Source organism: Variovorax sp. SRS16 (genome assembly GCF_901827165.1).
Lineage (GTDB): Bacteria > Pseudomonadota > Gammaproteobacteria > Burkholderiales > Burkholderiaceae_C > Variovorax.
Genome location: NZ_LR594666.1, coordinates 3,526,320 through 3,549,113, shown reverse-complemented (window position 1 = coordinate 3,549,113; position 22,794 = coordinate 3,526,320). Strand labels below are relative to the sequence as shown.

Sequence of the window (22,794 nt, the reverse complement as noted above, 5' to 3'; positions counted from 1 at the left end):
TCGTCCGGTGCGAGGCCCGCGGGCTGCACCGATCTGTGTTTGCTGACAGCGAAGGAGAAACCATGAAGTTCAGTCACAACCGCCGCGCCACGCTGATCGCCGGCGCCGCCGTGCTTGCAGGCGTTTCGACCCCGGCGATCGCCCAGAAGAAATACGGTCCGGGCGCCTCCGACACCGAGATCAAGCTCGGCCAGACCATGCCCTACAGCGGCCCGGCATCGGCCTACGGGACGATCGGCAAGCTGGAGCAGGCCTACTTCAAGATGGTCAACGACAACGGCGGCGTCAACGGCCGCAAGATCAACCTGATCAGCCTGGACGACGGCTACAGCCCGCCGCGCGCGGTGGAGCAGGTGCGCAAGCTGGTCGAGCAGGACGAGGTGCTGGCGCTGTTCCAGACGCTGGGCACGCCGAGCAACTCGGCGATCCACCAGTACGTCAACGCGAAGAAGGTGCCGCACCTGCTGCTGGCCACCGGGGCCACCAAGTGGGCCGACCCGCAGCACTTCCCGTGGACCATCGGCTTCAACCTGAGCTACCAGGCCGAAGGCACGATCTACGCCAAGTACCTGCTGAGGGAAAAGCCCAACGCGAAGATCGCGCTGCTCTACCAGAACGACGACTACGGCAAGGACCTGCTGAAGGGCGTCAAGGACGGGCTGGGCGCCAAGGGCGCGAAGATGATCGTCTCCGAGGCCAGCTACGAGGTCACCGACCCGACCGTCGATTCGCAGATCCTCACGCTGCAGGGATCGGGTGCCGACACCTTCATCGACATCACCACGCCAAAGTTCTCGGCCCAGGCGATCCGCAAGGCCTTCGACTCGGGCTGGAAGCCGCTGCACATCATCAACAACGTCGGCGCCTCGGTGGGCTCGGTGTTGACGCCGGCCGGGCTGGACAAGTCGGTCGGCCTGCTCACCGTGCAGTACTACAAGGACCCAAACGATCCGCAATGGAAGGACGACCCGGCGATGCTCGAATGGCGCGCCTTCATGGGCCGCTATTACCGCGAGGGCGATCCGAAGGACGCGTCCAATCTCTACGCCTACCTGGCGGCGCAGATCATGGTCCAGATCCTCAAGCAGTGCGGCAACGACCTCACGCGCGAGAACGTGATGCGGCAGGCCGCCAACATCAAGAACCTCAAGCTGCCGCTGCTGCTGACCGGCATGTCGCTGAACAGCTCGCCGACCGACTACGCGCTGGTCAAGCAGGGCCAGCTCGCGCGCTTCACCGGCACGCTGTGGCAGGGCTTCGGCGAGATCCTCAGCACCTCCGACTGAGCCCGGCCGAGAGGTGCCGGCCGGGCGGTCAGGAGCCGCCCGGCAGCGGCCCCATCACCAGATCCGGCAGCACGGTCGAGATGCCCGGGAAGATGCAGATCAGCACCACCGCCAGCAGCATCAGCACCACGAAGGGCAGCACGCCCCAGACGATGTCCGAGAGCGGGATGTCGGGCGCGATGTTCTTGATGACGAAGAGGTTGAGGCCGACCGGCGGATGGATCAGGCCGGTCTCCATCACGATGGTCATCAGCACGCCGAACCAGATCAGGTCGAAGCCGGCTGACTTCAGCGGCGGCAGAAAGATCGGCGCCGTCATCAGGATGATGCTGACCGGCGGCAGGAAGAAGCCCAGCACGATCACCAGCACCAGGATCGCGGCCAGCAGCACCCACTTCGACGAATGCAGTCCGACGATCCATTGCGCGGTCGACTGGCTGATGTGCAGGTAGCTCATCACGTACGAGAACAGGAGCGACATGCCGATGATGAACATCAGCATGGTCGATTCCTTGAGCGTCTGGCCGAGGATCGGCGCCAGGTCGCGCACGCGCCAGACGCCGTAGATCGCGGCGATCAGCGCCAGCGCCAGCAGGCCGCCGAGGCCGGCCGTCTCCGAGGGCGTCGCGAAGCCGCCGTAGAGCGCGACCATCACGCCGATCAAGAGCAGCACGAAGGGCACCACGCGCGGCAGCATCTCGAACTTCTGGCGCAGCGTGAAATGCTCGTCATCGAGCAGCGCCGAGGCCGTGCCGTCGCGCTCGAAGGCGAGCACGGCGCGTCGATGTTCCTTGCGGTAGTTGACGACGGCGTAGGCCGCGAACAGCGACACCAGCAGCAGCCCCGGTCCGATGCCGGCGAGGAACAGGCGCCCCAGCGATTGCTCGGCCGCGACCGCGTAGAGGATCATCGTGATCGAGGGCGGCAGCAGGATGCCGAGCGTGCCGCCGGCCGCGATGATGCCGGCCGCGAAGCCGGGCGAATAGCCGCGCTTGCGCATCTCGGGAATGCCGGCGCTGCCGATGGCCGAGCAGGTCGCGGGGCTCGAGCCGGCCATGGCCGCGAACAGCGCGCAGGCGAAGACATTGGCGATGCCCAGGCCGCCCGGCACCTTGTGCATCCACACGTGCATCGCCGCGTACAGGTCCTGGCCGGCGCGGGATCGCCCGATCGCCGCGCCCTTGAGGATGAACAGCGGGATCGACAGCAGCGTGATGCTGGACATCTCCTCGTAGACGTTCTGCGTCACCGTGTCGAGCGAGGAGGCCGGCATGAAGAAGGCCATGAACAGCACCGCGACGCCGCCGAGCGCGAACGCGATCGGCGCGCCCGAGAACATCACGAACAGGGTGACGGCGCCGAACAGGAGCCCGAGCGAAAGCATCGACATCAGAGCGCCCGTGCCTTGCCCGAAAGGCGGTTGAGGCTCGCGCAGGCCTGCACCAGCAGCTGCAATGTGAGCAGCGTCATGCCGATCGACATCAGCCCGTAGGGAATCCACAGCGGCGGCGCCCACGACGAGGACGTGGTCTGGCCGTCGACCCAGGCCTCGTGCAGCAGGGTCCACGACTTCCACGCGAAGAAGGCGCAGAAGGCGAGGCAGAACACATCGACCAACGCCATGCGCAAACGGTTCGCGGCGACCGGCAGGACGCCGACCACGGCCTCGATGCCGATGTGGCCGCGGATCGACTGCACGAAGGCGCCGCAGGTGAAGGTCGCGCCGACCAGCAGGAACACGGCCGCCTCGTCCTGCCAGTCGGTCGAGGCCTTGAGGAAGTAGCGCGAGACCACGCTGGTGGTCAGCACCACCGACGCGGCCAGCAGCGCGACCATGCCGATGCCCATCAGCACGCGGTTGAGCGCATGCAGCGCGCGCGCCAGCGGCATCAGCATGCGCGGCGTCGCAGGGTCGATCGCATCAGCGCCGAGGCCGGCCGGCGCGGGCCGGCGTTCGACGCCCGCACTCACAGGAGCTTCTGCGCAGCCGCCATCAGCGCCTTGCAGGAATCGTTGTGCGCGGCGTAGTCCTTCCATGCGGTGTCGCGCGCGATCGCCTGCCATTTGCGCATCGTCGGCTCGTCGAGATCGAACACCTTGGCGCCGGCCTTGGTGTAGACATCGGCCGCGATCTTGTCGTCGGCGCGCGCGGCATCGGTGGCGAACTTTTCCTGCGCGGCGCCGGCGGCCATGATGATGTCCTGCTGTGCCTTGGGCAGCCTGGCGAAGATGTCCTTGGACATCAACAGCGGCTCGAACATGAACCAGTAGGCCTTGTTGCGTCCGGTCGTGAGGTTCTTGGCGATCTCCTCGAGCTTGAAGGAGATGAAGCTGGTGGAGGAGGTCATCGCCGCGTCCATCGCGCCGGTCTGCATCGCAGCATAGATCTCGTTGGAGGGCAGCGAGATCACCGAGGCGCCGGCCGCCTTGAGCATCATGTCCATCTCGCGGCTGCCGCCGCGCACCTTCTGGCCCTTGGCATCTTCGGGCGCCACCAGCGGCGCGGCGCGGCTGGCCACGCCGCCGGCCTGCCAGATCCAGCTCAGCACGATGATGCCCTTGTCGTCGAGCATCTTCGTGAGCAGCTTGCCGACCTCGCCGGTCTTCCAGGCGGCGCCGACTTCGTAGCTCGGCACCAGGGCCGGCATCAGGCCGATGTTGGTCTCGGGGACTTCGCCGCCTGCGTACGAGAGCGGCACCAGGCCGATGTCGAGCGCGCCCTTGCGCAGCGCCGAGAACTGCGAGTTGGTCTTCATCAGCGAGGAGCCGGGATAGACCACGCCCTTGAGCGCGCCGTTGCTCTGCTTCTCGATGTCGGCCGCGAAGCGCCGGCACAGGCGGTCGCGGAAATCGCCTTCGGTGAGCGTGCCGCCGGGGAACTGGTGCGAGATCTTCAGGCTGCCGGCCTGGGCCCACGCCATCGGCGCGAGCGGCGCCATGGTTGCGGCCGCACCGGCCCACAGGATCTTGCGTCGGTTGTTGTCCATGCTTGTTTCCTTGATGGCGCCGCAGAGGCGCGATGCACCGCACGCTCGGGCGGGCAGGGGTGCGTGACACCATAGCAAGCTACGGACATGCTGGCTCTCATGGGTATCCCTGAGGCGTCGCATCGCCCGGCCGTGCCCGGCACAATGGACGCTTCCTTCAACCCACAGCGCGAGCTGCCGCCGCGCGCAACGAACCATGACCGCAAAGAAGAGCGACTTCGGACTGATCGGCCTGGCCGTGATGGGCCAGAACCTGGTGCTGAACGTGGAGAGCCGCGGCTTCCAGGTCAGCGTGTTCAACCGCACCACCGCGACGACGGATGAGTTCGTCGCGAAGCATCCGGGCAAGCAGCTGGTCGGCTGCGACACGCTGGAGGACTTCGTGCAGAGCCTCGCGCGGCCGCGCAAGATCCAGATCATGGTCAAGGCCGGCGCGCCGGTGGACCAGGTGATCGAGCAGCTGATCCCGCTCTTGGAGAAAGACGACATCGTCATCGATGGCGGCAACAGCCTCTACACCGACACCGAGCGCCGCGATGCCCACCTCGCGAGCAAGGGCCTGCGCTTCGTCGGCGCCGGCGTGTCGGGCGGCGAGGAGGGTGCGCGCAAGGGGCCGGCGATCATGCCGGGCGGCCCGCTCTCGACCTGGGAGGTGATGAAGCCGATCTTCGAGAGCATCGCGGCCAAGGTCGACGGCCAGCCCTGCGTGATCCACATCGGTCCCGGCGGCGCGGGCCACTACGTGAAGATGATCCACAACGGCATCGAGTACGGCGACATGCAGCTCATCTGCGAGGCCTACAGCCTGTTCCAGGCGGCCGGTTTCACGACCGACGAGATGGCGGCGATCTTCAACGAATGGAACGAGGGCGAGCTGCAGAGCTACCTGATCCAGATCACCGGCAAGGCGCTCGAACAGAAGGATCCGCAGACCGGCCGCCCGCTGGTCGACATGATCCTGGACAAGGCCGGCCAGAAGGGCACCGGCCAATGGACGCTGATCAACGCGGCCGAGAATGCGGTCGTCATCAGCACCATCAATGCCGCCGTCGAGGCGCGCGTGCTCTCGTCGCAGAAGAAGCAGCGCGTGGCGGCCAGCAAGGTGCTGCAGGGGCCGAAGCCCGCGCTCGACGGTGTGAAGAAAGAGCTGGTCGCCAAGGTGCACGATGCGCTCTATGCGTCGAAGGTCATCAGCTACACGCAGGGCTTCGATCTCATCAAGACCATGGGCGAGAAGAAGAGCTGGGGCCTCGACTTCGGCGGCATCGCATCGATCTGGCGCGGCGGCTGCATCATCCGCGCGCGCTTCCTCAACCGCATCACCGAGGCCTACCGCAACCAGCCGGCGCTGGCCAACCTGATGCTCGACCCCTTCTTCAAGGAGCTGCTGAACCGCACCCAGCAGAGCTGGCGCGAGGTGGTGGCGCTGGCCGTCTCCAACGGCATTCCGGTGCCGGCCTTCAGCGCCTCGCTGGCCTACTACGACAGCTACCGCGCCGAGCGCCTGCCGGCCAACCTGCTGCAGGCGCAGCGCGACTTCTTCGGCGCCCACACCTACGAGCGCATCGACCAGCCCGAAGGAAAGTTCTTCCACACCGAGTGGCCGGAAGTGATCGGCTGAAGCGGCGCCGCGCCGGCGGCGATGCCCCTCTTCCGGCCTAAGCCACAAGTGCAGCGGACAAAAGGCCGCACCGACCACATACTTTTACAAGCGCATTGTGGGCAAAGGCCGGGGCCGTGGACACGAAGAAACTCCTTGCGGTGGTGGAAGTTGCACAGAGCAAGCGTTTCGCCTGCCAGGCCCCGGGCTGCGGCCGCACGGTCTTCCGGCGGCTCCATGTCGTCAGCCAGGACGGGGCGCTGTGCGTGGTCGGCGTCGGCTGCTACCAGAAGATCTTCCATGGCAACGTTCGCGACTGGCCGCTGTACGGCAGCCCGAACGGCCGTCCGCTCACCGAGCGCGAATACCTGCTGCTGGTGAAGGACCCGGCCCGCCTGATCGCGCGCTTCGAGGCGGAACGGGCCGCCGGCGAGCGCACTGCGGTCGCGCCTCGCAGTCGCCGCCCGGTGCAGCCGCGCGCGCAGATTCCGCGGCCGCCCTCCGAAGCGAGGCGGCGCTTCGGCGCCCAGGCCGAACGGGAGGTCGAGGCGAAGTACGGCCTGCGTTCGGCGCTGAAGGGCTGGCGTTCGCTGGTTGACTTGCGCATCCGGGAACTCGCGGACCGCGCCGCGGCGGAAGGCCGCTGAGGCTCAGCGTGCGGTAAAGCCGAGGGTCGCGCCAGCGTCGGTCGGCGCGCCGAGTTCGCCGATCGCCGCGGCATCCCGGAACCCGGCCGCACGGAACGCGCCGAGCACGGACGCCAGTGCATCCGGGCTGCAACTCACCAGCAGCCCGCCGCTGGTCTGCGGATCGGACAGCAGCGCGCGCTGCCATTCCTGCGCGTCCGCAGGCCACCGGACCTGGTCGCCATACGCATGCCAGTTGCGCGCCGAGGCGCCGGTCACGATGCCCTTCCTGGCGAAGTCGACGGCACGCGCGATCATCGGCAAGTCCGCGAGGCGCAGTTCGGCCGAGAGCTTCGAGCCGCGGCAGACCTCGAGCAGGTGCCCAGCCAGCCCGAAGCCGGTCACGTCGGTCATCGCATGCACGCCCCCGATGCCGGCGAGTTCGATGCCGACCCGGTTGAGCTGCGTGGTGTGGCGGATCATCTCGGCATAGCCGGCCGCATCGAGCACGCCCTTCTTGAGCGCCGCCGACAGGATGCCGACACCGAGCGGCTTGCCGAGCACGAGCAGGTCGCCGGCGCGTGCATCCGCATTGCGCCGCACGCGCTGAGGATGCACCAGGCCCAGCCCGACCAGGCCGTAGATCGGTTCGAGCACGTCGATGCTGTGACCGCCCGCGATCGGGATGCCCGCTTCGCGGCAGATGCTGGCACCGCCTTCGAGCACGCGGCCGATGACCTCCGGCGGCAGCTTGGCGATCGGCATGCCGACCAGCGCCAGCGCCATGATCGGCGTGCCGCCCATCGCATAGATGTCCGACAGCGCATTGGCCGCGGCGATGCGGCCGAAGTCGTGCGGGTCGTCGACGATGGGCGTGAAGAAATCGGTGGTCGCGACCAGGGCCTGGCTGTCGTTGAGCCGGTAGACCGCGGCATCGTCGCTGGTCTCGGTGCCGACCAGCAGTTCGGGCGGCACCAGGCCTTGCGGCGCGCGTGCCAGAATCTCCGCCAGCAGGCCGGGTGCGATCTTGCAGCCGCAACCGCCGCCATGCGAGAACTGTGTGAGAGCGATGGATTCCATGAAGATGAGCTTTCGGGTGTCGTGCGGGGCTGCCCGGAATTGTGCCTGTCAGGGCGGTTCGGCGCAGCCGCGCGCATCGGCATGTCGGTGACGCATCGCCCGCCGGTCCGCGTGGCCGATCGGCATGCCTTCGACACGCTGATCGACGCGCGTTCGCCGGCCGAGTTCGCGCTCGACCACATCCCGGGCGCGATCAACTGCCCGGTGCTCGACGACGACGAGCGCCGGATCGTCGGCACGATCTACAAGCAGCAGGGTGCCTTCGAGGCGCGGCGCGTGGGCGGGGCGATGGTGGCGGCGAACCTGGCCCGCCATCTGCGCGAGCGCTTCGCAGACCGGCCCGCCCACTGGAAGCCGCTGGTCTATTGCTGGCGCGGCGGGCTGCGCAGCGGCTCGATGGTCACATGGCTGCGGCTGGTCGGCTGGGATGCGCAGCAACTGGCCGGCGGCTACAAGAGCTTTCGCCACCATGTGCTGGCGCAGATCGAAGCGCTCTCTCCGCAACTGAAACTGCAGGTGCTTTGCGGTGCGACGGGCAGCGCGAAGACGCGCATCCTCGCGCAGCTGGCCGCGCGTGGCGAACAGGTGCTGGACCTGGAGGATTGCGCGAGCCACAAGGGCTCGCTGCTCGGCGCGTTGCCGGGCATTGCGCAGCCTTCGCAAAAGCGCTTCGAGACGCGCATCGCCAGCGTGCTCGAATCGCTCGATGTTTCGCGCACGCTCTATGTCGAGGGCGAGAGCGCGCGCATCGGGCGGCTCTCGGTGCCGCTGCCGCTGGTGGCGCGGATGCGCGCGGCGCCCTGTGTCGAAGTGGTGGCTACGCCCGAGGCGCGGCTTGCCTACCTGCTGCGCGACTATGCCTACCTGGGCGACGATCGCGAAGCGCTCGCCAGCCGGCTGGGCATGCTCAAGGAATTGCAGGGCAAGGAGACGGTGCAGCGCTGGCAGGCCTGGGCGCGCACGGGCGACCTGCCGCATCTGTTCGCCGAGCTGATGGCGCTGCACTACGACCCGCACTACGAGCGCTCGCAGGCGCGTCATTTCCAGGCATGGCCTGCGCGTCTGCGCGTGGACGCCCCCGATCTGTCTGATCAAGGCATCGCTGCCGCGGCCGATGCGGTGCGGTCCGCGGTCGGCGGGGTCTGAAGGCGCGGTGCCGCTCAGCGCGGCGCCGGCACCAGCCGCCGCAGCGCCTCGAAGAACAGGTCCGACTGCTCGCGCTCGCCCTGGATCTGCGCGCCCACGCGCGCTGCGAGTTCGGCATCGACCGGCGCCAGCGGCCGGCCGGTGGATTGCGCGATCACCTGGTGCAGGCAGGCGCGTTCGAGGTAGTAGAGATCGTCGTAGGCATGCGCGATGTTCGCGCCGGCCACGATCACGCCGTGATTGGCGAGGAAGGCGATGTCCTTGCCGATCATCGCGCCGGCGATGCGCTCGCCTTCGCGATCGTCGAGCGCGAGGCCGTTGTAGCTGGCGTCGATCGCGATGCGGTTCATGCAGCGCATCGCGTTCTGGCTCAGCGTCGGGTCGAGCGCGCAATCGGCCGTGAGCGTGAGCGCGGTCGCATAGGGCATGTGGCAGTGCAGCACCACCGCATGGCCGGTGAGGCGATGCACCGCGCCATGGATGAACAGCGCCGTGGGTTCGACGCGATGCCGCCCGGCGAGCACCTCGCCGTGCACGTCGATCAGCACGATGTCGTCCGCTCCGATCTCGCTCCAGTGCAGGCCGCGCGGGTTGATCAGGTAGCGGTCCTGCGCGCCGGGCAGCGCGACGCTGAAATGGTTGCACACGCCTTCGGACAGGCCGTGGTGCGCGGCCGCGCGCAGCGCCAGCGCAAGGTCTTCGCGCAGGGCGCGCACGCGGGGGCTGGCGTAGTGGGATTCGGCGGACATGGTGACGACCTCGCGCATCAGGCGCGCACGCTGCCGTGGAACGCAGCGACGAATTCCATCGCCGCTTCGCGCACCGCCGCCGCACTCTTGCCCGGCTTGTAGAGCGCCGAGCCGATGCCGAAGCCGGCCGCGCCTGCCGCGCGCCAGTCGCCCATGTTGTGCGGCGTGATGCCGCCGACCGGCATCAGCGGCGTGCCCGGCGGCAGCACGGCGAGCAGCGCCTTCACCACCGCCGGCGTCGCCAGCTCGGCCGGGAACAGCTTGAGTCCGGTGGCGCCGGCCGCGAGCGCGCCGAAGGCCTCGGTCGGCGTCATCACGCCAGGCAGCACGACGAGGCCGAGCCGCTTCGCTTCGGCGATGACCTCGGCATCGAAGTTGGGCGCGACGATCAGCTCGCCGCCGGCCGCATGCACCTCGCGCACCTGCCGTGCATCGAGCACCGTGCCGGCGCCGACCAGCGCAGTCGGAAAGCGCTCGTGCAGCCGCGCGATGCTCTCGAGCGGCTGCGGCGAATTGAGCGGCACCTCGAGCAGCCGGAAGCCGGCGCCGAGGACCGCATCGCCGACGGCCAGCGCTTCGGGCGGCGTCAGGCCGCGCAGGATGGCGACCAGCGGCAGTTGCCGCATGGCCTCGGAGAACTTGTCGAAGGGGGTGGTCATGGTCGGATTCTGTTCGATGGGATGAACGCCGAGAGCGCATGCAGCCCGGCCCAGGTGGCCTCGGCGCCGAGCGTGCGTGCGCTGCCGCCGGAAGCACGCAGTGCCAGCAGGTAGCGCTCGGTCAGCGCGGGCGCGCCGACCAGCACCAGCTCGCCGCCTGCATGCGTGGATTGCGTGCGCAACTCCTCGCCGATCAGCAGGCCGGAGAGATAGCTCGACAGCTCGCCGGCCGACATGCGCTCGAACAAGGCGAGGGTGCGCGCGCCGAATGCGTTGTGCAGCAGGCCCTGGCCGTTGTCGGCCTGCGTCACGCCCTGCAGGAATGCGGCTTCGTCCAGCGGTGCCTGCACGTCGAGCGTGCGCGCGAGGATCGAATGCCGGCTCAGCAGCGCATAGAACTCGCCGGTCATGAAGGTGCGGAAACCCGTCACGCGGCCCTTCTTCACCGTGGCCCACTTGTTGTGCGTGCCGGGCAGCACGAACAGGCCGTCGGCAAGGCCTGTGATCGCCATGGCGCCGAGGATCTGCACCTCTTCGCCGCGCATCACGTCGGGCACGCCGTCGTGCATGTCGCTGAGGCCCGGCACGATCGCGATGCGGCCCGGCACGATGTCGACGATCCGGCTGCCGACCTCGACCCGGCCGGCCGGGCAGGGGCAGTAGGGCGCCTCGACCCAGCCCTGCTGGCTGCCGGCCATGCCGGAGATCAGGCACAAGCGGCCGGCGGGCTGCATCCAGTCGCCGAACAAGGACTCGAACACGGCGGGGAATTCGCCGGCCGGCACGCTGAGGATGCCGCGCGCATGGTGGCGTTCCTCGACCACGCGGCCCTTGCCATCGAGCAGCGCGCCGCGCAATGAACTCGTGCCCCAATCGATGGCGACCAGCGATGTCAATCCGACGTCTCCATGGTTGTGAATGGCACCGCGACGGATCAGGGTTTGTCCTGCCGGGGCCGAATTTCAATCATCATATGATAAGCCGCGACCATGACCAAGAACACCCACGGCCGCACACTCGACCTGCTCGGTGAGGCGATCGTCTCGCGGCGCTACGCCATCGGCGCGCCGATGCCGGCCGAGCCGCTGCTGTGCGAGGAGTTCGGCGTCAGCCGCACCGTGGTGCGCGAAGCCGTGAAGTCGCTGGTGGCCAAGGGCCTGATCTTCACCGGGCCCAAGGTCGGCACCCGCGTGCTGCCCGAAGACCAGTGGAACTGGTTCGATCCCGACGTCATCACCTGGCAGGCCCGCGCCGGCCTCACGCCCGAGTTCCTGCGCGACCTGCAGGATCTGCGCCGCGTGGTCGAGCCGGCGGCCGTGCGGCTGGCGGCAGAGCGCGCATCGGCGGCCGACATCGAGGAGATCGAGACCGCCTTCGCCGGCATGAAGCACGCGGTCGAGTTCGGCGGGGACTACGTGACCTTCGACCTGCGCTTCCACCACGGCCTGCTGCGCGCCGCCGGCAACCGCATGCTGGCGCAGATGAGCAAGGCGCTGCATGCGCTGTTGCGCACCAGCTTCGAGATCTCCACCATCAAGAAGGACGGCCCGGCGATGTCGCTGCCGATGCACCGTGCCGTGCTCGACGCCGTCATCGCGCACAACCCGGCGCGTGCCGAGCGCGCCATCATCAAGCTCATCGAGGGCGCGAACGCGGACATCGAGGAAGTGCTTGCCTCGCGCCGGCGCCTGCCGCGCCTCGGCCGTCCGCCGCCGCGCCTCAAGGCCGCCTGAACCTACGCCGGGCCGGCTGCACGCTTTGCTTTTCCCACCCCGCTCGCGCAACGAGCATTTCATCGAAAAAGAGGAGACAACAGCATGAAACTCAAGGCATTCGTGGTCCCGGTCCTGATGGCGCTCGGCCTCGCCGTCGCGGGCCACGCGGCGGCGCAGGAAACGCTCACCGTCTGGTGGGTCAAGGGCTTCTACAAGGCGGAGGACGACGCGCTGTTCGCCGCCATCAAGAAGTTCGAGGACAAGCACAAGGGCGTCAAGGTCGAGCTGTCGCAGTACCCGGTGCAGGACATGATTCCCAAGACGGTGTCCGCGCTCGATTCGGGCAGCCCGCCCGACGTCGCGTATGCCGACGTCTACGACTTCCAGGTCACCGGCAAGTGGGCCTTCGACGGCAAGCTGGAAGACCTGAGCAGCGTGATCGCGCCGATGCAGTCGCGCTTCGCGCCCAACACGGTCGAGACCACCTTCCTCTACAACGACAAGACCAAGTCGAAGGCCTATTACGCCTTCCCGATCAAGCAGCAGACGATGCACATCGAATACTGGATCGACATGCTGGCCGATGCGGGCTTCAAGGAGTCGGACATCCCGACCAACTGGAAGGACTACTGGTCCTTCTGGTGCGAGAAGGTGCAGCCGGCCAGCCGCCAGAAGACCGGCAAGCGCACCTTCGGCATCGGCATGCCGATGGGCGTGGATTCGAGCGACTCGTTCTATTCGTTCCTGACCTTCATGGATGCGTACAACGTGAAGCTGGTGAACGACAGCGGCAAGCTGCTGGTCGACGATCCGTCCGTGCGCGCCGGCCTGATCAATGCGATGACGGACTACACCAAGCCCTACCTGACGGGCTGCACGCCGCCGTCGTCCACCAGCTGGAAGGACCCGGACAACAATGTCGCCTTCCACAACAAGACGACCGTGATGACGCACAACGCGACCATCTCGCTGCCGGCCAAGTGGCTCGACGACATGACCAACACCACGCTCACCGCCGAGCAGCGTGAGGAAGCCAAGAAGAACTACACCGAGCGCATCCGCACCGCGGGCTTTCCGAACAAGCCCGACGGCAGCAAGATGGTCTACCGCACGGCGGTGAAGACGGGCGTGGTGTTCAAGGACGCGAAGAACAAGGCGCGCGCCAAGGAGTTCGTGAGCTTCCTGCTGCAGGAAGAGAACCTGACGCCGTATGTCGAAGGCTCGCTGGGCCGCTGGTTCCCGGTGACGAAGGCCGGGCAGGCGCGGCCGTTCTGGCAGGCCGATTCGCACCGCAGGTCGGTGTTCAACCAGTACGCGGCCGGCACGGTGACCTTCGAATTCACCAGGAACTACAAGTTCACCATCCTCAACAACGAGAACGTGTGGGCCAAGGCGATGAACCGCATCGTCAGCGACAAGGTGCCGGTGGACAAGGCGGTCGACGAGATGATCGCGCGCATCAAGACCGTAGCGGGCTCATAGCTCCCCCCAGGCTTCGCGCACTTCGTGTGGAAGTAACGCTCGCCCCCAGGCTACGCGCACTTCGTGTCGCTTCGCCAACCCCCTACCGGGGCAACACCTGCGGCCCGGCATAGCCGGTTCCGCGGTGTTTCTTGAATTGAATTGCCGAGGGAAGGAGACTGCATGAGCAGCATTGCAAGCACCGTAGTCACCAGCACGCTGCCGCTTGCGCGCAGCGATCGCTGGCAGCGCTGGGGGCGACTGATGGTCGTGCCTTATCTCGTCATCTTCCTGGTGTTCGTGCTTTATCCGGTGTGCTACGGCCTCTGGCTGGCGCGGCATCCGCAGAGCTATGTGCATCTGGTGCAGGATCCGATCTTCTTTCGGTCGGTGATCAACACGATCCTGTTCCTGGTGGTCGCGATCAATCTCAAGATGGTGGTGGCGCTGGTGCTGTCGGGCTTCTTCGTGGAGTCGCGGTGGTGGATCAAGATTCTTTCGGGGATCTTCATCCTGCCGTGGGCGCTGCCGTCGATCCCGACCATTCTGTCGGTGCGCTTCATGCTCAATCCCGAGTGGGGCGTGATCAACACCGCGATCTTCGATCTGACCGGGCTCGACGGACCGAACTGGCTCAACGATCCGACGCTCGCGCTCTGCTTTGCGATGCTGATGCATATCTGGAAGTCACTGCCCTTCTGGACGCTGATCCTGGTCGCGGGGCGGCTCGCGATCCCGACCGAGCAGTACGAGGCCGCATCGGTCGACGGCGCGAGCTCCTGGCAGAAGTTCCGCTTCATCAGCTGGCCGGCGCTGCGCACGCTCTACGTCACTTCGCTGATCCTCTCGATGATCTGGACGCTGGGCGATTTCAACAGCGTCTATCTGCTGACCGGTGGCGGCCCGGCCGACCTCACGCATGTGCTGGCCACGCTCGGCATTCGCTATCTGCGACTCGACCAGGTCGACTTGTCGATGGCGTCGATCGTGGTCGCGATGCCCTTGGTCCTGCCCCTTGTCTATTTCATGATGAAGAGGCTGTCGAAATGAAGCGCTGGACCCTCAAATCCGCGGGCACCGAAGCCAAGCTGCTCTTGATCGGCATCCCGGTGCTGATCTGGACGATCATCCCGGTCTACCACATGCTGATGTTCGCGATCTCGCCGCGAGGCACGGCGACGACGGGTCATCTGTGGCCGAAGTCGCCGACGCTGGACAACTTCCGCACGGTCTTCTATCAGAAGCATTTCTATCTCGACCACTTCTGGGTGCAGCTCGGCAACTCGGTGGCGATCGCGCTCGCGGTCGGTGCGATCACGCTGTTCGTGGCGACCACGGCGGCCTTCGCGATCAGCCGGCTGCGCGTGCGCGGCGGGCGCACGGTGATGAACCTGGCGCTGTTCACCTACTTCATCCCGGCCGCGTTCCTGGCCGTGCCGATGTACAAGACCATGGGCAACTACGGACTGCTCAACAGCCAGTGGTCGCTGATCCTCGCGATGGTGACGATCGCCTCGCCGTATTGCATCTGGGTGCTGAAGCAGGCCTCGGACAAGCTGCCCTACGAACTCGACGAGGCGGCGCGCATGGACGGCGCCTCGCCGCTGCAGCTGTTCCGGCTGGTCTACCTGCCGCTGATGGTGCCGTCGCTGGTCGCGGTCGGCACCTATGCCCTGCTGCTGGCATGGAACGAATACCTCTACGCCTTCCTGCTGCTGTCGAACGACACCAGCGTGACGCTCGCGGTGGCGCTCGGCAATTTCCTCGCGGCCGACGATTCGCCATGGGAGCTGTTGATGGCGACGGGACTGATCTATGCGCTCCCGCCTGCGGCGATCTATTACGCGTTCAAGCGCTACATGGTCGGTGGCATCACGGCTGGCGCGGTCAAGAGCTAACCCCCCAGGCTTCGCGCACTTCGTGTCGCTACGCCAACCCCCTTGCAGGGGGCAACACCTGCAGCCCGGCAAAGCCGGTTCTGCGGTGTTTCCCGAATATCGGTTTGAGAGGAAATGACATGGCATCCGTCAGCTTCAGCAACGTTCAGAAGTCCTATGGCAAGACGCAGATCATCGAGCGGCTCGGCTTCGAGATCGCCGATGGCGAGTTCGTGGTGCTGGTCGGCCCGTCGGGCTGCGGCAAGTCGACGCTGCTGCGCATGCTGGCCGGGCTGGAGGACATCACCGGCGGCGAGATCCGGATCGACGGCCGCGTGGTGAACGAGCTCGAATCGAAGGACCGCGACATCGCGATGGTGTTCCAGAGCTATGCGCTCTATCCGCACATGACGGTCGGCGAGAACATGGGCTTCAGCCTGCGGCTGCGCAATGCCGAGAAATCGGTCACCGAGCAGCGCGTGGCGGATGCGGCGAAGATCCTCAACCTCGACCAGTTGCTCGGGCGCTATCCGCGCGAGCTCTCGGGCGGACAGCGCCAGCGCGTGGCGATGGGGCGCGCGATCGTGCGCGATCCCAAGGTCTTCCTGTTCGACGAGCCCTTGTCCAATCTCGATGCCAAGCTGCGCGTCGCGATGCGCGCCGAGATCAAGGCGCTGCATCAGCGGCTCAAGACCACCACCGTGTATGTGACGCACGATCAGATCGAGGCGATGACGATGGCCGACCGCATCGTGGTGATGCACGATGGCGCGGTCGAGCAGATCGGCACGCCGCTCGAGCTCTATGACCGGCCCGACAACCTGTTCGTCGCCCAGTTCATCGGCTCGCCGGCGATGAACGTGCTGGAAGGCGTCGCGCGGCGCGTCGAAGGGCGCTGGCGTGTCGAGGCACAGGGCGCGCTATGGCCGGCGCCGGCCGGCACCGCGGCGACGGAAGGCCAGCCGGTGCACTACGGCGTGCGTCCCGGCGACATCACGCTGGCGGATGCAGCCCGCGGTGTGCCGGCAAGGGTTATCGTGGTCGAGCCGACCGGCGCCGAGACCGAACTGCTGGTGGAGGTCGGGCAGGCCAAGCTCACGCTGGCCGTGCATGGGCGGGTCGATGCCAAGCCCGACCAGACGGTGGGCCTGGTGATCGACAGCGAATGCGTGCACCTGTTCGACCGGCAGCGCGGCAAGCGCATGGCCTGAACGCAGCCTGCACGTCGCGGCCGGAAAGCAAAAGGGCGCCGAAGCGCCCTTGTGTTGCAGGAAGGTCGCGTGCTCAGCGACCGAAGGAGCGACCACCGCCGCCGCCGCCATAACCACCGCCGCCGCCACCGCCGTAGCCGCCACCCGAGCGTCCGCCGCCCGAACGGCCGCCACCGCCGGAGCGATTGCCGCCGTAGCCGCCACCACCGCCGCCACGGCGACCCCGGCCACCGCCCAGGCTGTCGACACTGGTGCGCAACGGATCCGGCTGGCCTTCTCCACCCGCGATCGCTTCGGCGCGCAGATGCGCAACGGCATCGGCTTGCGTCGGACTGTGGGTGTTGCCGTGATGGCGTGGCTGGCGTTCTTCGTGCGGCAGATGGTTCTGCGCATGGTGATGGGGCTGCGCGTGATGCGGCGTGCGCGCCGGTCCCTGCGGGCCGCGTGCCGGCGCCTGGCCACGCGGGCCTTGACCGCCACCGCCGGCGTTGCGGCCGGCCGGTGCACCCTGGCCCTGGCCATTGCCGCCGCCGCGGCGTTGACCGCCGCCGCTGCCATTGCCACCACCGCCGCCGGAGCGTTCGCCCTGGCCAGCCTTGTTGTCGCGCATGCGCTGCAGCATCTCGGTGCGTGCCGCCTTGGCCGCGGCCTGCATGACTTCGCGGCTCGGCGGACGGCCGGCGCCGCCCCAGATGGTCTGGCGGCCCATCGCGATGGGCTCGGCGCGTTCGCCTTCCTCGGGGCCGAAGCCCTCGACCACCTTGACCGGGATGTCCTGCTTGGTGAAGCGCTCGATCTCCTGCATGAAGCCTTCCTCGTCGAGGCAGACCAGGCTCACGGCCTCGCCGCTCGCGCCCGCGCGGCCGGTGCGGCCGATGCGGTGGACGTAGTCTTCGCTGACGTTCGGGATCTCGTAGTTGACGACGTGCGGCAGTTCGTCGATGTCGATGCCGCGCGCCGCGATGTCGGTGGCGACCAGCGCGCGGATATCGCCGCTCTTGAAGCCGGCCAGCGCCTGGGTACGTGCGCTCTGGCTCTTGTTGCCGTGCAGCGCCATCGCCTCGATGCCGTTCTTGGTGAGGAATTCGGCCACGCTGTTGGCACCGAACTTGGTGCGGGTGAACACCAGCACCTGGCTCCAGTCGTGCTCGTTGATGATGTGCGCGAGCAGCGCCTTCTTCTTGCCGCGGCCGACCGGGTGGATCACCTGGCTGATGCGCTGCACGGTGGTGTTGCGCGGCGTGACCTGGATGCTCTGCGGGTTCTTCAGCAGCGTGGCGGCGAGGTCGCGGATCTCGTCGCTGAAGGTGGCGGAGAACAGCAGGCTCTGCTTTTCCTTCGGCACCAGCGCGAGGATCTTCTTCACGTCGTGGATGAAGCCCATGTCGAGCATGCGGTCGGCCTCGTCGAGCACCAGCATCTGCACCTGCGAGAGGTCGAGCATGCCTTGCTGCTGCAGGTCGAGCAGGCGGCCGGGCGTGGCAACCAGGATGTCGATGCCGCTCTTGAGCTTGCTGATCTGCGGGTTCATGCCGACGCCGCCGAAGATCACGGTGGAGCTCAGTTGCAGGTACTTGCCATAGGTGCGGATCGATTCCTCGACCTGCGCTGCGAGTTCGCGCGTGGGAGTCAGCACCAGCGCGCGGATGCCGGTGCCGCCGAACTTGTTGATGGCGCTGCGGGCCATCGAGAGCTTGTGCAGCATCGGCAGGGTGAAGGCCGCCGTCTTGCCGGTGCCCGTCTGCGCGCCGCCGAGCAGGTCGTGCCCGTCGAGCACTGCGGGAATGGCCTGGGCCTGAATGGGGGTGGGAGTTTCGTAGCCTTGCTCGTGCACGGCCTTCAAGATGGCCGGGGCCAGCTTCAGTTCATCAAAGTTCATTGAGTTCAATAAGCGCCTTACACGGCGCGGTGGTATCGGCCCGCCCGGGCGTCGTGTCGACGTCGGGCCAGTAAGGGCAGATGAAGGTCAGGAGTGGGAGCCCGAGAGCCCGTCTTCCTGGAGGAGGAAGGGCCTTCTTTGTCCCCGGCGGAGAGCCGGCGTTGCGGGCAACTGGACCCGGCAACAGACGCTATTGTCGCATGAGTCGATAATCGGCGCTTTGCCGCGCCCGTTTCCGGGTGCTCGCGCAACTCCTCCACCTTCTGAATGCAAGCAATCTGATGGCCCAGTACGTCTACACCATGAACAAGGTCAGCAAGACCGTGCCGCCCAAGCGGCAGATCTTGAAGGACATTTCGCTGTCGTTTTTCCCCGGCGCCAAGATCGGCGTGCTCGGCCTGAACGGCTCGGGCAAATCGTCGCTGCTCAAGATCATGGCCGGCATCGACACGGAGATCGAGGGCGAGGCGCTGCCGATGCCCGGCCTCACCATCGGCTACCTCGAACAGGAGCCCAAGCTCAACCCGGATCACACCGTGCGGCAATCGGTCGAAGAGGCGATGGGCGCGGTCTATGCGGCCAAGGCGCGCCTCGAGGAGGTGTACGTCGCCTACGGTGCGGAAGACGCAGACTTCGACGCGCTGGCCGCCGAGCAGGCCGAGCTCGAAGCCATCATCGCGACCGCAGGCACCGACTCCGAACACCAGCTCGAGATCGCGGCCGATGCGCTGCGCCTGCCGCCCTGGGACTCCAACATCGGCGTGCTGTCCGGTGGCGAGAAGCGCCGCGTCGCGCTGTGCCGCCTGCTGCTCAGCAAGCCCGACATGCTGCTGCTCGACGAGCCGACCAACCACCTGGACGCCGAATCGGTGGAGTGGCTCGAAGTCTTCCTGCAGCGCTTTCCGGGCACCGTGGTGGCCATCACCCATGACCGCTACTTCCTCGACAACGCGGCCGAATGGATTCTCGAACTCGACCGCGGCCGCGGCATTCCCTGGAAGGGCAACTACAGCACCTGGCTCGAGCAGAAGGGCGAACGCCTGGCGCAGGAGCAGAAGAGCGAGGAAGCCCACGCCAAGGCCCTGAAGAAGGAACTCGAATGGTCGCGCCAGAACCCGAAGGCGCGCCAGGCCAAGAGCAAATCGCGTCTGGCCCGCTTCGAGGAACTGAGCGACTTCGAATACCAGCGGCGCAACGAGACGCAGGAGATCTTCATCCCCGTGGCGGAGCGGCTGGGCAATCAGGTGTTCGAGTTCAAGAACGTCAGCAAATCCTTTGGCGACCGGCTCCTGATCGACAACCTCAGCTTCGAAGTGCCCGCGGGCGCGATCGTCGGCATCATCGGACCGAACGGCGCCGGCAAGTCGACGCTGTTCAAGCTGATCGCCGGCAAGGAAAAGCCGGACAGCGGCGAGGTGGTGGTCGGCCAGACGGTCAAGATGGCTTTCGTCGACCAGAACCGCGACGCGCTCGAGAACGACAAGACGGTGTGGCAGGACATCTCGAACGGCCTCGACATCATCAACGTCGGCAAGTTCCAGATGGCGAGCCGGGCCTATGCGGGTCGCTTCAACTTCAACGGCGCCGATCAGCAGAAGAAGGTCGGCACGCTGTCGGGCGGCGAACGCGGCCGGCTGCACCTGGCCAAGACGTTGATCGCGGGCGGCAATGTGTTGATGCTGGACGAACCGTCGAACGACCTGGACGTCGAGACGCTGCGCGCGCTCGAAGACGCGCTGCTCGAATTCGCGGGCTCGGTGCTCGTGATCAGCCATGACCGCTGGTTCCTCGACCGCATCGCCACGCACATCCTGGCGGCCGAAGGCGACAGCCAATGGACCTTCTTCAACGGCAACTACCAGGAGTACGAGGCCGACAAGAAGAAGCGGCTGGGCGAAGAGGGCGCGAAGCCGCACCGCATGCGCTTCAAAGCCTTGAAGTAGGCTCGCCCCCAGGCTGCGCGCACTTCGTGTCGCTGCGCCTACCCCCTACCGGGGGCAACACCGGCGGACCGGCGAAGCCGGATCCGCGGTGTTTCACGAAGGGCCGGGCTTCGCCGGCCTTGATCGGGGTGCTGAGTTACTACGCGGTCGGGCGCGGCGTTTGCGCGGCGGGCTCGGGGCGTCGGGCGCTGGCGATCACGCGGCGGCGCACGGCCTCGATGTTGTTGCGCAGCGCGTAGAGCTCTTCGGCGTACGAGAGCGGCACGGCGACCCTGTTGACCACGCGATCGAGCTCTGCGAGCTCTTTCAGCAGGGCATCGGGGGCGTGGGTGTGGGTTTCGAGCTTGTGCTCCACGTCGCGCAGCCGCGCATACCAGCGGAACACGCGCCGCCGCACACGGAACTGATAGAGCGGTGGCACCACGCGGCTCAGCGGCAGCATCAGCACCAGCACCCCACCCAGCACCAGCCACATGCGCTCGACCAGGTTGCTGGCCCAGAAGGGCAGGTAGCGCTGCCAGAAGGCCGGCGTGCCGTTGATGGCGCGGTCGCCCTCGGGGCTCACCGGCAGCTCGCTGGTGCGGGTGTTGGGAAAGTCGCGTGCGCGGTGGAACCAGCCGGCATCGCCATGCAGTGTCTGCGCGGCCTGCGCGAACAGCTGGCGCAGCGCCGGGTGCGTCTGCTCGCGTGCCAGCAGGGAGGTCGTTGCGGCGAGCAGCGACACGTCATGCGGCGGCAGATCGGCCGCGAGATCGACCACGCCGCGCGGCAGGGTCACCGGCTGCAGGAAGGCGAAGCGGCGCGAGTAGGCATCGCTCTGGCCGAAGTCCATCAGCTGGATGTCGGGCGCGCGCAGCAGGCGCTGCACCAGGGGCGATTGCGGCGCCGAAGCCAGCACGACCACGTCGAGCAGACCGGCCTGCAGTGCCTCGGTCGCGGGTGTCTGTTCGAGATTCGACAGCTCGAGCGTCTTCACGTCCATGTGGTTGGCGCGGAACATCCGGTCCATGATGTCGGGCACGCCGCTGCCGGGCTTGTCGACGTTGATGCGCAGGTCCTTGAACTGCGTGAGCGATGTCAGCGTCGCGGTCTTGCGGTCGATCCTGCGTGCCGCATCAGTGCGATAGAAGAACCAGAGCGGTTCGTAGAACAGGCTGCCGAGCGAGGTCAGTCCGGCTTGCTCGTCCTTCACGGGATCGGCACTCCCGCCGCGCACGAAAGCCACGTCGGCTTCGCCGTTGCGCAGCAACTGCAGGTTGTCCAGTGAGCCGTCCGTGGGCTTCAGATCCACTCTGATGCCCTCGGTCTTGAGGACACTCGCGTAGCGCATGCCGAACTCTGCATAGGCGCTGCCCGCGGGCCCGGTCGCGAGCGTCACATGCTTGGGCGGCTGCGGATCCAGCCACCAGTAGACCGCGACCAGCAGCCCGACGGCGATGAACACGATCGGCCCGGCGGAGGCGAGCAGGTCGCGGATCGCGAGGAGGGAGAGGCGGATGGATCGGTGCATGACGTGCCGCTCAGCCCAGATCGGACGCGCAGGGAAAGTAGCTCTCCCCGATCCGCACCGAACGCGCCGCGCGCGCCGCGCGCACGGTCGCGATCGCCACCACCTCGGCCGCCATCGTGCTCAGCACCGTCATGCCGGGCGCGTCGCCTTCGAGCCGCACGCGGCCGGTGGCGAGCGCGAACAGCGTATCGCCGTCGCTCATGGTGTGGACCGGGTTGATCGCGCGGGCCAGGCCGTCGTGCGCGACGGTTGCGAGCCGGTTGGCCTGGACCTTGGTCAGCACGGCATCCGTGGCGATCACACCGATCGTGGTGTTGGTTCCGGCCAGCAACGGCTTGGGCAGGTCGCCGCGCAAGAGCGCGCGGCGCGTGTCGAGCAGGGCATGGCCATCCTCGGTGCGCGCGCCGGCCACTATCTGCGCGGTGTCGGCGTCGATCACGTCGCCGAGCGCGTTGCAGGCGATCAGCGCGCCGACCGTGACACCGTTCACCGTGACCGATGCACTGCCGATGCCGCCCTTCATCGCGCGATGCAGGCCGAACAGCTTGCCCACCAGCGCGCCGCTGCCGGCGCCGACATTGCCTTCGGCCGGCGCGGCGCCGGACGCCGCTTCGCAGGCCGCGTAGCCGGCGGCCGCATCGGGCCGGATGCGCGCATCGCCGACCGGCAGATCGAAGAGCACGGCCGCAGGAACGATCGGCAGCGTGCCGAAGCGCACGTCGAGGCCGACGCCGCGCTCTTCGAGCCAGCGCATCGCGCCGTCGGCCGCGGCCAGTCCCCAGGCGCTGCCGCCGGCCAGCATCACGGCGTGCACCTGCTGCACGAGGTTGCCCGGCGCCAGCAGGTCGGTCTCGCGCGTGCCGGGCGCCGCGCCGCGCACGTCGACGCCGGCCACCGCGCCGTCGCGCGCGATGATCACGGTGCAACCGGTCGGCCGGCGCGTGTCGCTGAAATGGCCGACCTCGATGCCGGCGACATCGGTGATGGCGCCGGCATCGCGGCGTGCGTCGTTGCCGGCGCGCGCGCGCGAGGTCGGGGAGCTGGATTGTTCGGGCATCGCCGGCG

20 protein-coding genes are annotated in these 22,794 nt (G+C 67.4%); 10 read left to right on the top strand and 10 right to left on the bottom strand.

What is annotated here, in order from left to right:
- Nucleotides 1–62: 62 nt before the first annotated feature.
- The gene (locus E5P2_RS17155) at nt 63–1,286 is read left to right on the top strand and encodes an ABC transporter substrate-binding protein (RefSeq protein WP_162568321.1); all 1,224 of its coding nucleotides are present in this window, start codon (nt 63–65) and stop codon (nt 1,284–1,286) included.
- A 28-nt stretch (nt 1,287–1,314) separates the two neighbouring features.
- Here E5P2_RS17155 and E5P2_RS17150 read toward each other — a convergent pair whose 3' ends face one another.
- The 3 genes from E5P2_RS17150 to dctP are packed head-to-tail and all read right to left on the bottom strand — an operon-like array spanning nt 1,315 to nt 4,273.
- Nucleotides 1,315–2,676, bottom strand: coding sequence for a TRAP transporter large permease (locus E5P2_RS17150; RefSeq protein WP_162568320.1), 1,362 nt, complete (start codon nt 2,674–2,676; stop codon nt 1,315–1,317).
- Nucleotides 2,676–3,257: a TRAP transporter small permease gene (locus E5P2_RS17145; protein ID WP_443083519.1), complete on the bottom strand. Its 582-nt coding sequence runs from the start codon at nt 3,255–3,257 to the stop codon at nt 2,676–2,678. Before E5P2_RS17145 ends, E5P2_RS17150 begins: the two co-directional genes overlap by 1 nt.
- A complete protein-coding gene (dctP, locus tag E5P2_RS17140) occupies nt 3,254–4,273 on the bottom strand; it encodes a TRAP transporter substrate-binding protein DctP (protein ID WP_162568319.1) in 1,020 nt (339 codons plus the stop codon). The genes E5P2_RS17145 and dctP overlap by 4 nt, the downstream gene beginning before the upstream one ends.
- 196 nt (nt 4,274–4,469) lie before the next feature.
- Here dctP and gnd point away from each other — a divergent pair, with 196 nt between their 5' ends.
- Both gnd and E5P2_RS17130 read left to right on the top strand, forming a co-directional pair.
- Complete coding sequence (gnd, locus tag E5P2_RS17135; protein WP_162568318.1) at nt 4,470–5,894, top strand: decarboxylating NADP(+)-dependent phosphogluconate dehydrogenase; 1,425 nt, start codon at nt 4,470–4,472, stop codon at nt 5,892–5,894.
- Between the two features lie 116 nt (nt 5,895–6,010).
- Nucleotides 6,011–6,520, top strand: a complete 510-nt coding sequence (locus E5P2_RS17130) for a hypothetical protein (protein WP_162568317.1) — start codon at nt 6,011–6,013, stop codon at nt 6,518–6,520.
- A gap of 3 nt (nt 6,521–6,523) precedes the next feature.
- Here the strand turns inward: E5P2_RS17130 and selD are convergent, their stop codons facing one another.
- Nucleotides 6,524–7,579: a selenide, water dikinase SelD gene (gene selD / locus E5P2_RS17125; protein ID WP_162568316.1), complete on the bottom strand. Its 1,056-nt coding sequence runs from the start codon at nt 7,577–7,579 to the stop codon at nt 6,524–6,526.
- An 81-nt stretch (nt 7,580–7,660) separates the two neighbouring features.
- Between selD and mnmH the strand changes: the two genes are divergently transcribed.
- Nucleotides 7,661–8,725 (top strand): tRNA 2-selenouridine(34) synthase MnmH, encoded by a 1,065-nt coding sequence (gene mnmH / locus E5P2_RS17120; RefSeq protein WP_443083518.1) that lies wholly within the window; start codon nt 7,661–7,663, stop codon nt 8,723–8,725.
- 14 nt (nt 8,726–8,739) lie between these two features.
- Here the strand turns inward: mnmH and E5P2_RS17115 are convergent, their stop codons facing one another.
- The 3 genes from E5P2_RS17115 to E5P2_RS17105 are packed head-to-tail and all read right to left on the bottom strand — an operon-like array spanning nt 8,740 to nt 11,029.
- Complete coding sequence (locus E5P2_RS17115; RefSeq protein WP_162568315.1) at nt 8,740–9,474, bottom strand: aldolase; 735 nt, start codon at nt 9,472–9,474, stop codon at nt 8,740–8,742.
- 17 nt (nt 9,475–9,491) lie between these two features.
- Complete coding sequence (locus E5P2_RS17110) at nt 9,492–10,133, bottom strand: 2-dehydro-3-deoxy-6-phosphogalactonate aldolase (protein WP_162568314.1); 642 nt, start codon at nt 10,131–10,133, stop codon at nt 9,492–9,494.
- Entirely contained in the window at nt 10,130–11,029 is a 900-nt protein-coding gene (locus E5P2_RS17105; RefSeq protein ID WP_162568313.1) for a 2-dehydro-3-deoxygalactonokinase, read from the bottom strand. The genes E5P2_RS17110 and E5P2_RS17105 overlap by 4 nt, the downstream gene beginning before the upstream one ends.
- A 93-nt stretch (nt 11,030–11,122) precedes the next feature.
- Here E5P2_RS17105 and E5P2_RS17100 point away from each other — a divergent pair, with 93 nt between their 5' ends.
- From E5P2_RS17100 to E5P2_RS17080, 5 genes are all read left to right on the top strand, one after another.
- A complete protein-coding gene (locus E5P2_RS17100) occupies nt 11,123–11,866 on the top strand; it encodes a FadR/GntR family transcriptional regulator (protein WP_162568312.1) in 744 nt (247 codons plus the stop codon).
- Nucleotides 11,867–11,950: 84 nt separating this feature from the next.
- Nucleotides 11,951–13,330, top strand: a complete 1,380-nt coding sequence (locus E5P2_RS17095) for an ABC transporter substrate-binding protein (RefSeq protein WP_162568311.1) — start codon at nt 11,951–11,953, stop codon at nt 13,328–13,330.
- Between the two features lie 162 nt (nt 13,331–13,492).
- Nucleotides 13,493–14,359 carry a carbohydrate ABC transporter permease gene (locus E5P2_RS17090; protein ID WP_162568310.1) on the top strand — a complete coding sequence of 289 codons (867 nt, stop codon included), beginning with the start codon at nt 13,493–13,495 and terminating at the stop codon, nt 14,357–14,359.
- Entirely contained in the window at nt 14,356–15,207 is an 852-nt protein-coding gene (locus tag E5P2_RS17085) for a carbohydrate ABC transporter permease (protein ID WP_162568309.1), read from the top strand. Before E5P2_RS17090 ends, E5P2_RS17085 begins: the two co-directional genes overlap by 4 nt.
- 119 nt (nt 15,208–15,326) lie before the next feature.
- On the top strand, nt 15,327–16,397 hold the full coding sequence (locus E5P2_RS17080) for an ABC transporter ATP-binding protein (RefSeq protein ID WP_162568308.1): 1,071 nt from the start codon (nt 15,327–15,329) through the stop codon (nt 16,395–16,397).
- A gap of 73 nt (nt 16,398–16,470) precedes the next feature.
- Here E5P2_RS17080 and E5P2_RS17075 read toward each other — a convergent pair whose 3' ends face one another.
- The gene (locus tag E5P2_RS17075; protein ID WP_162568307.1) at nt 16,471–18,276 is read right to left on the bottom strand and encodes a DEAD/DEAH box helicase; all 1,806 of its coding nucleotides are present in this window, start codon (nt 18,274–18,276) and stop codon (nt 16,471–16,473) included.
- A 281-nt stretch (nt 18,277–18,557) separates the two neighbouring features.
- Here E5P2_RS17075 and ettA point away from each other — a divergent pair, with 281 nt between their 5' ends.
- Nucleotides 18,558–20,219 (top strand): energy-dependent translational throttle protein EttA, encoded by a 1,662-nt coding sequence (ettA, locus tag E5P2_RS17070; protein WP_162568306.1) that lies wholly within the window; start codon nt 18,558–18,560, stop codon nt 20,217–20,219.
- 139 nt (nt 20,220–20,358) lie between these two features.
- Here the strand turns inward: ettA and E5P2_RS17065 are convergent, their stop codons facing one another.
- Together E5P2_RS17065 and E5P2_RS17060 are read right to left on the bottom strand one after the other, a co-directional pair.
- Entirely contained in the window at nt 20,359–21,729 is a 1,371-nt protein-coding gene (locus E5P2_RS17065) for a TAXI family TRAP transporter solute-binding subunit (RefSeq protein WP_162568305.1), read from the bottom strand.
- Nucleotides 21,730–21,739: 10 nt separating this feature from the next.
- On the bottom strand, nt 21,740–22,786 hold the full coding sequence (locus tag E5P2_RS17060) for a P1 family peptidase (protein ID WP_162568304.1): 1,047 nt from the start codon (nt 22,784–22,786) through the stop codon (nt 21,740–21,742).
- Nucleotides 22,787–22,794: the final 8 nt, after the last annotated feature.

Excerpts from the sequence above, each read along its gene's own strand:
- E5P2_RS17155 (WP_162568321.1), top strand. The coding sequence starts at position 63 with ATGAAGTTCAGTCACAACCGCCGCGCCACGCTGATCGCCGGCGCCGCC.
- E5P2_RS17150 (WP_162568320.1), bottom strand. The coding sequence starts at position 2,676 with ATGTCGATGCTTTCGCTCGGGCTCCTGTTCGGCGCCGTCACCCTGTTC.
- dctP (WP_162568319.1), bottom strand. The coding sequence starts at position 4,273 with ATGGACAACAACCGACGCAAGATCCTGTGGGCCGGTGCGGCCGCAACC.
- gnd (WP_162568318.1), top strand. The coding sequence starts at position 4,470 with ATGACCGCAAAGAAGAGCGACTTCGGACTGATCGGCCTGGCCGTGATG.
- selD (WP_162568316.1), bottom strand. The coding sequence starts at position 7,579 with ATGGAATCCATCGCTCTCACACAGTTCTCGCATGGCGGCGGTTGCGGC.
- mnmH (WP_443083518.1), top strand. The coding sequence starts at position 7,661 with ATGTCGGTGACGCATCGCCCGCCGGTCCGCGTGGCCGATCGGCATGCC.
- E5P2_RS17115 (WP_162568315.1), bottom strand. The coding sequence starts at position 9,474 with ATGTCCGCCGAATCCCACTACGCCAGCCCCCGCGTGCGCGCCCTGCGC.
- E5P2_RS17110 (WP_162568314.1), bottom strand. The coding sequence starts at position 10,133 with ATGACCACCCCCTTCGACAAGTTCTCCGAGGCCATGCGGCAACTGCCG.
- E5P2_RS17100 (WP_162568312.1), top strand. The coding sequence starts at position 11,123 with ATGACCAAGAACACCCACGGCCGCACACTCGACCTGCTCGGTGAGGCG.
- E5P2_RS17095 (WP_162568311.1), top strand. The coding sequence starts at position 11,951 with ATGAAACTCAAGGCATTCGTGGTCCCGGTCCTGATGGCGCTCGGCCTC.
- E5P2_RS17090 (WP_162568310.1), top strand. The coding sequence starts at position 13,493 with ATGAGCAGCATTGCAAGCACCGTAGTCACCAGCACGCTGCCGCTTGCG.
- E5P2_RS17085 (WP_162568309.1), top strand. The coding sequence starts at position 14,356 with ATGAAGCGCTGGACCCTCAAATCCGCGGGCACCGAAGCCAAGCTGCTC.
- E5P2_RS17080 (WP_162568308.1), top strand. The coding sequence starts at position 15,327 with ATGGCATCCGTCAGCTTCAGCAACGTTCAGAAGTCCTATGGCAAGACG.
- E5P2_RS17075 (WP_162568307.1), bottom strand. The coding sequence starts at position 18,276 with ATGAACTTTGATGAACTGAAGCTGGCCCCGGCCATCTTGAAGGCCGTG.
- ettA (WP_162568306.1), top strand. The coding sequence starts at position 18,558 with ATGGCCCAGTACGTCTACACCATGAACAAGGTCAGCAAGACCGTGCCG.
- E5P2_RS17065 (WP_162568305.1), bottom strand. The coding sequence starts at position 21,729 with ATGCACCGATCCATCCGCCTCTCCCTCCTCGCGATCCGCGACCTGCTC.
- E5P2_RS17060 (WP_162568304.1), bottom strand. The coding sequence starts at position 22,786 with ATGCCCGAACAATCCAGCTCCCCGACCTCGCGCGCGCGCGCCGGCAAC.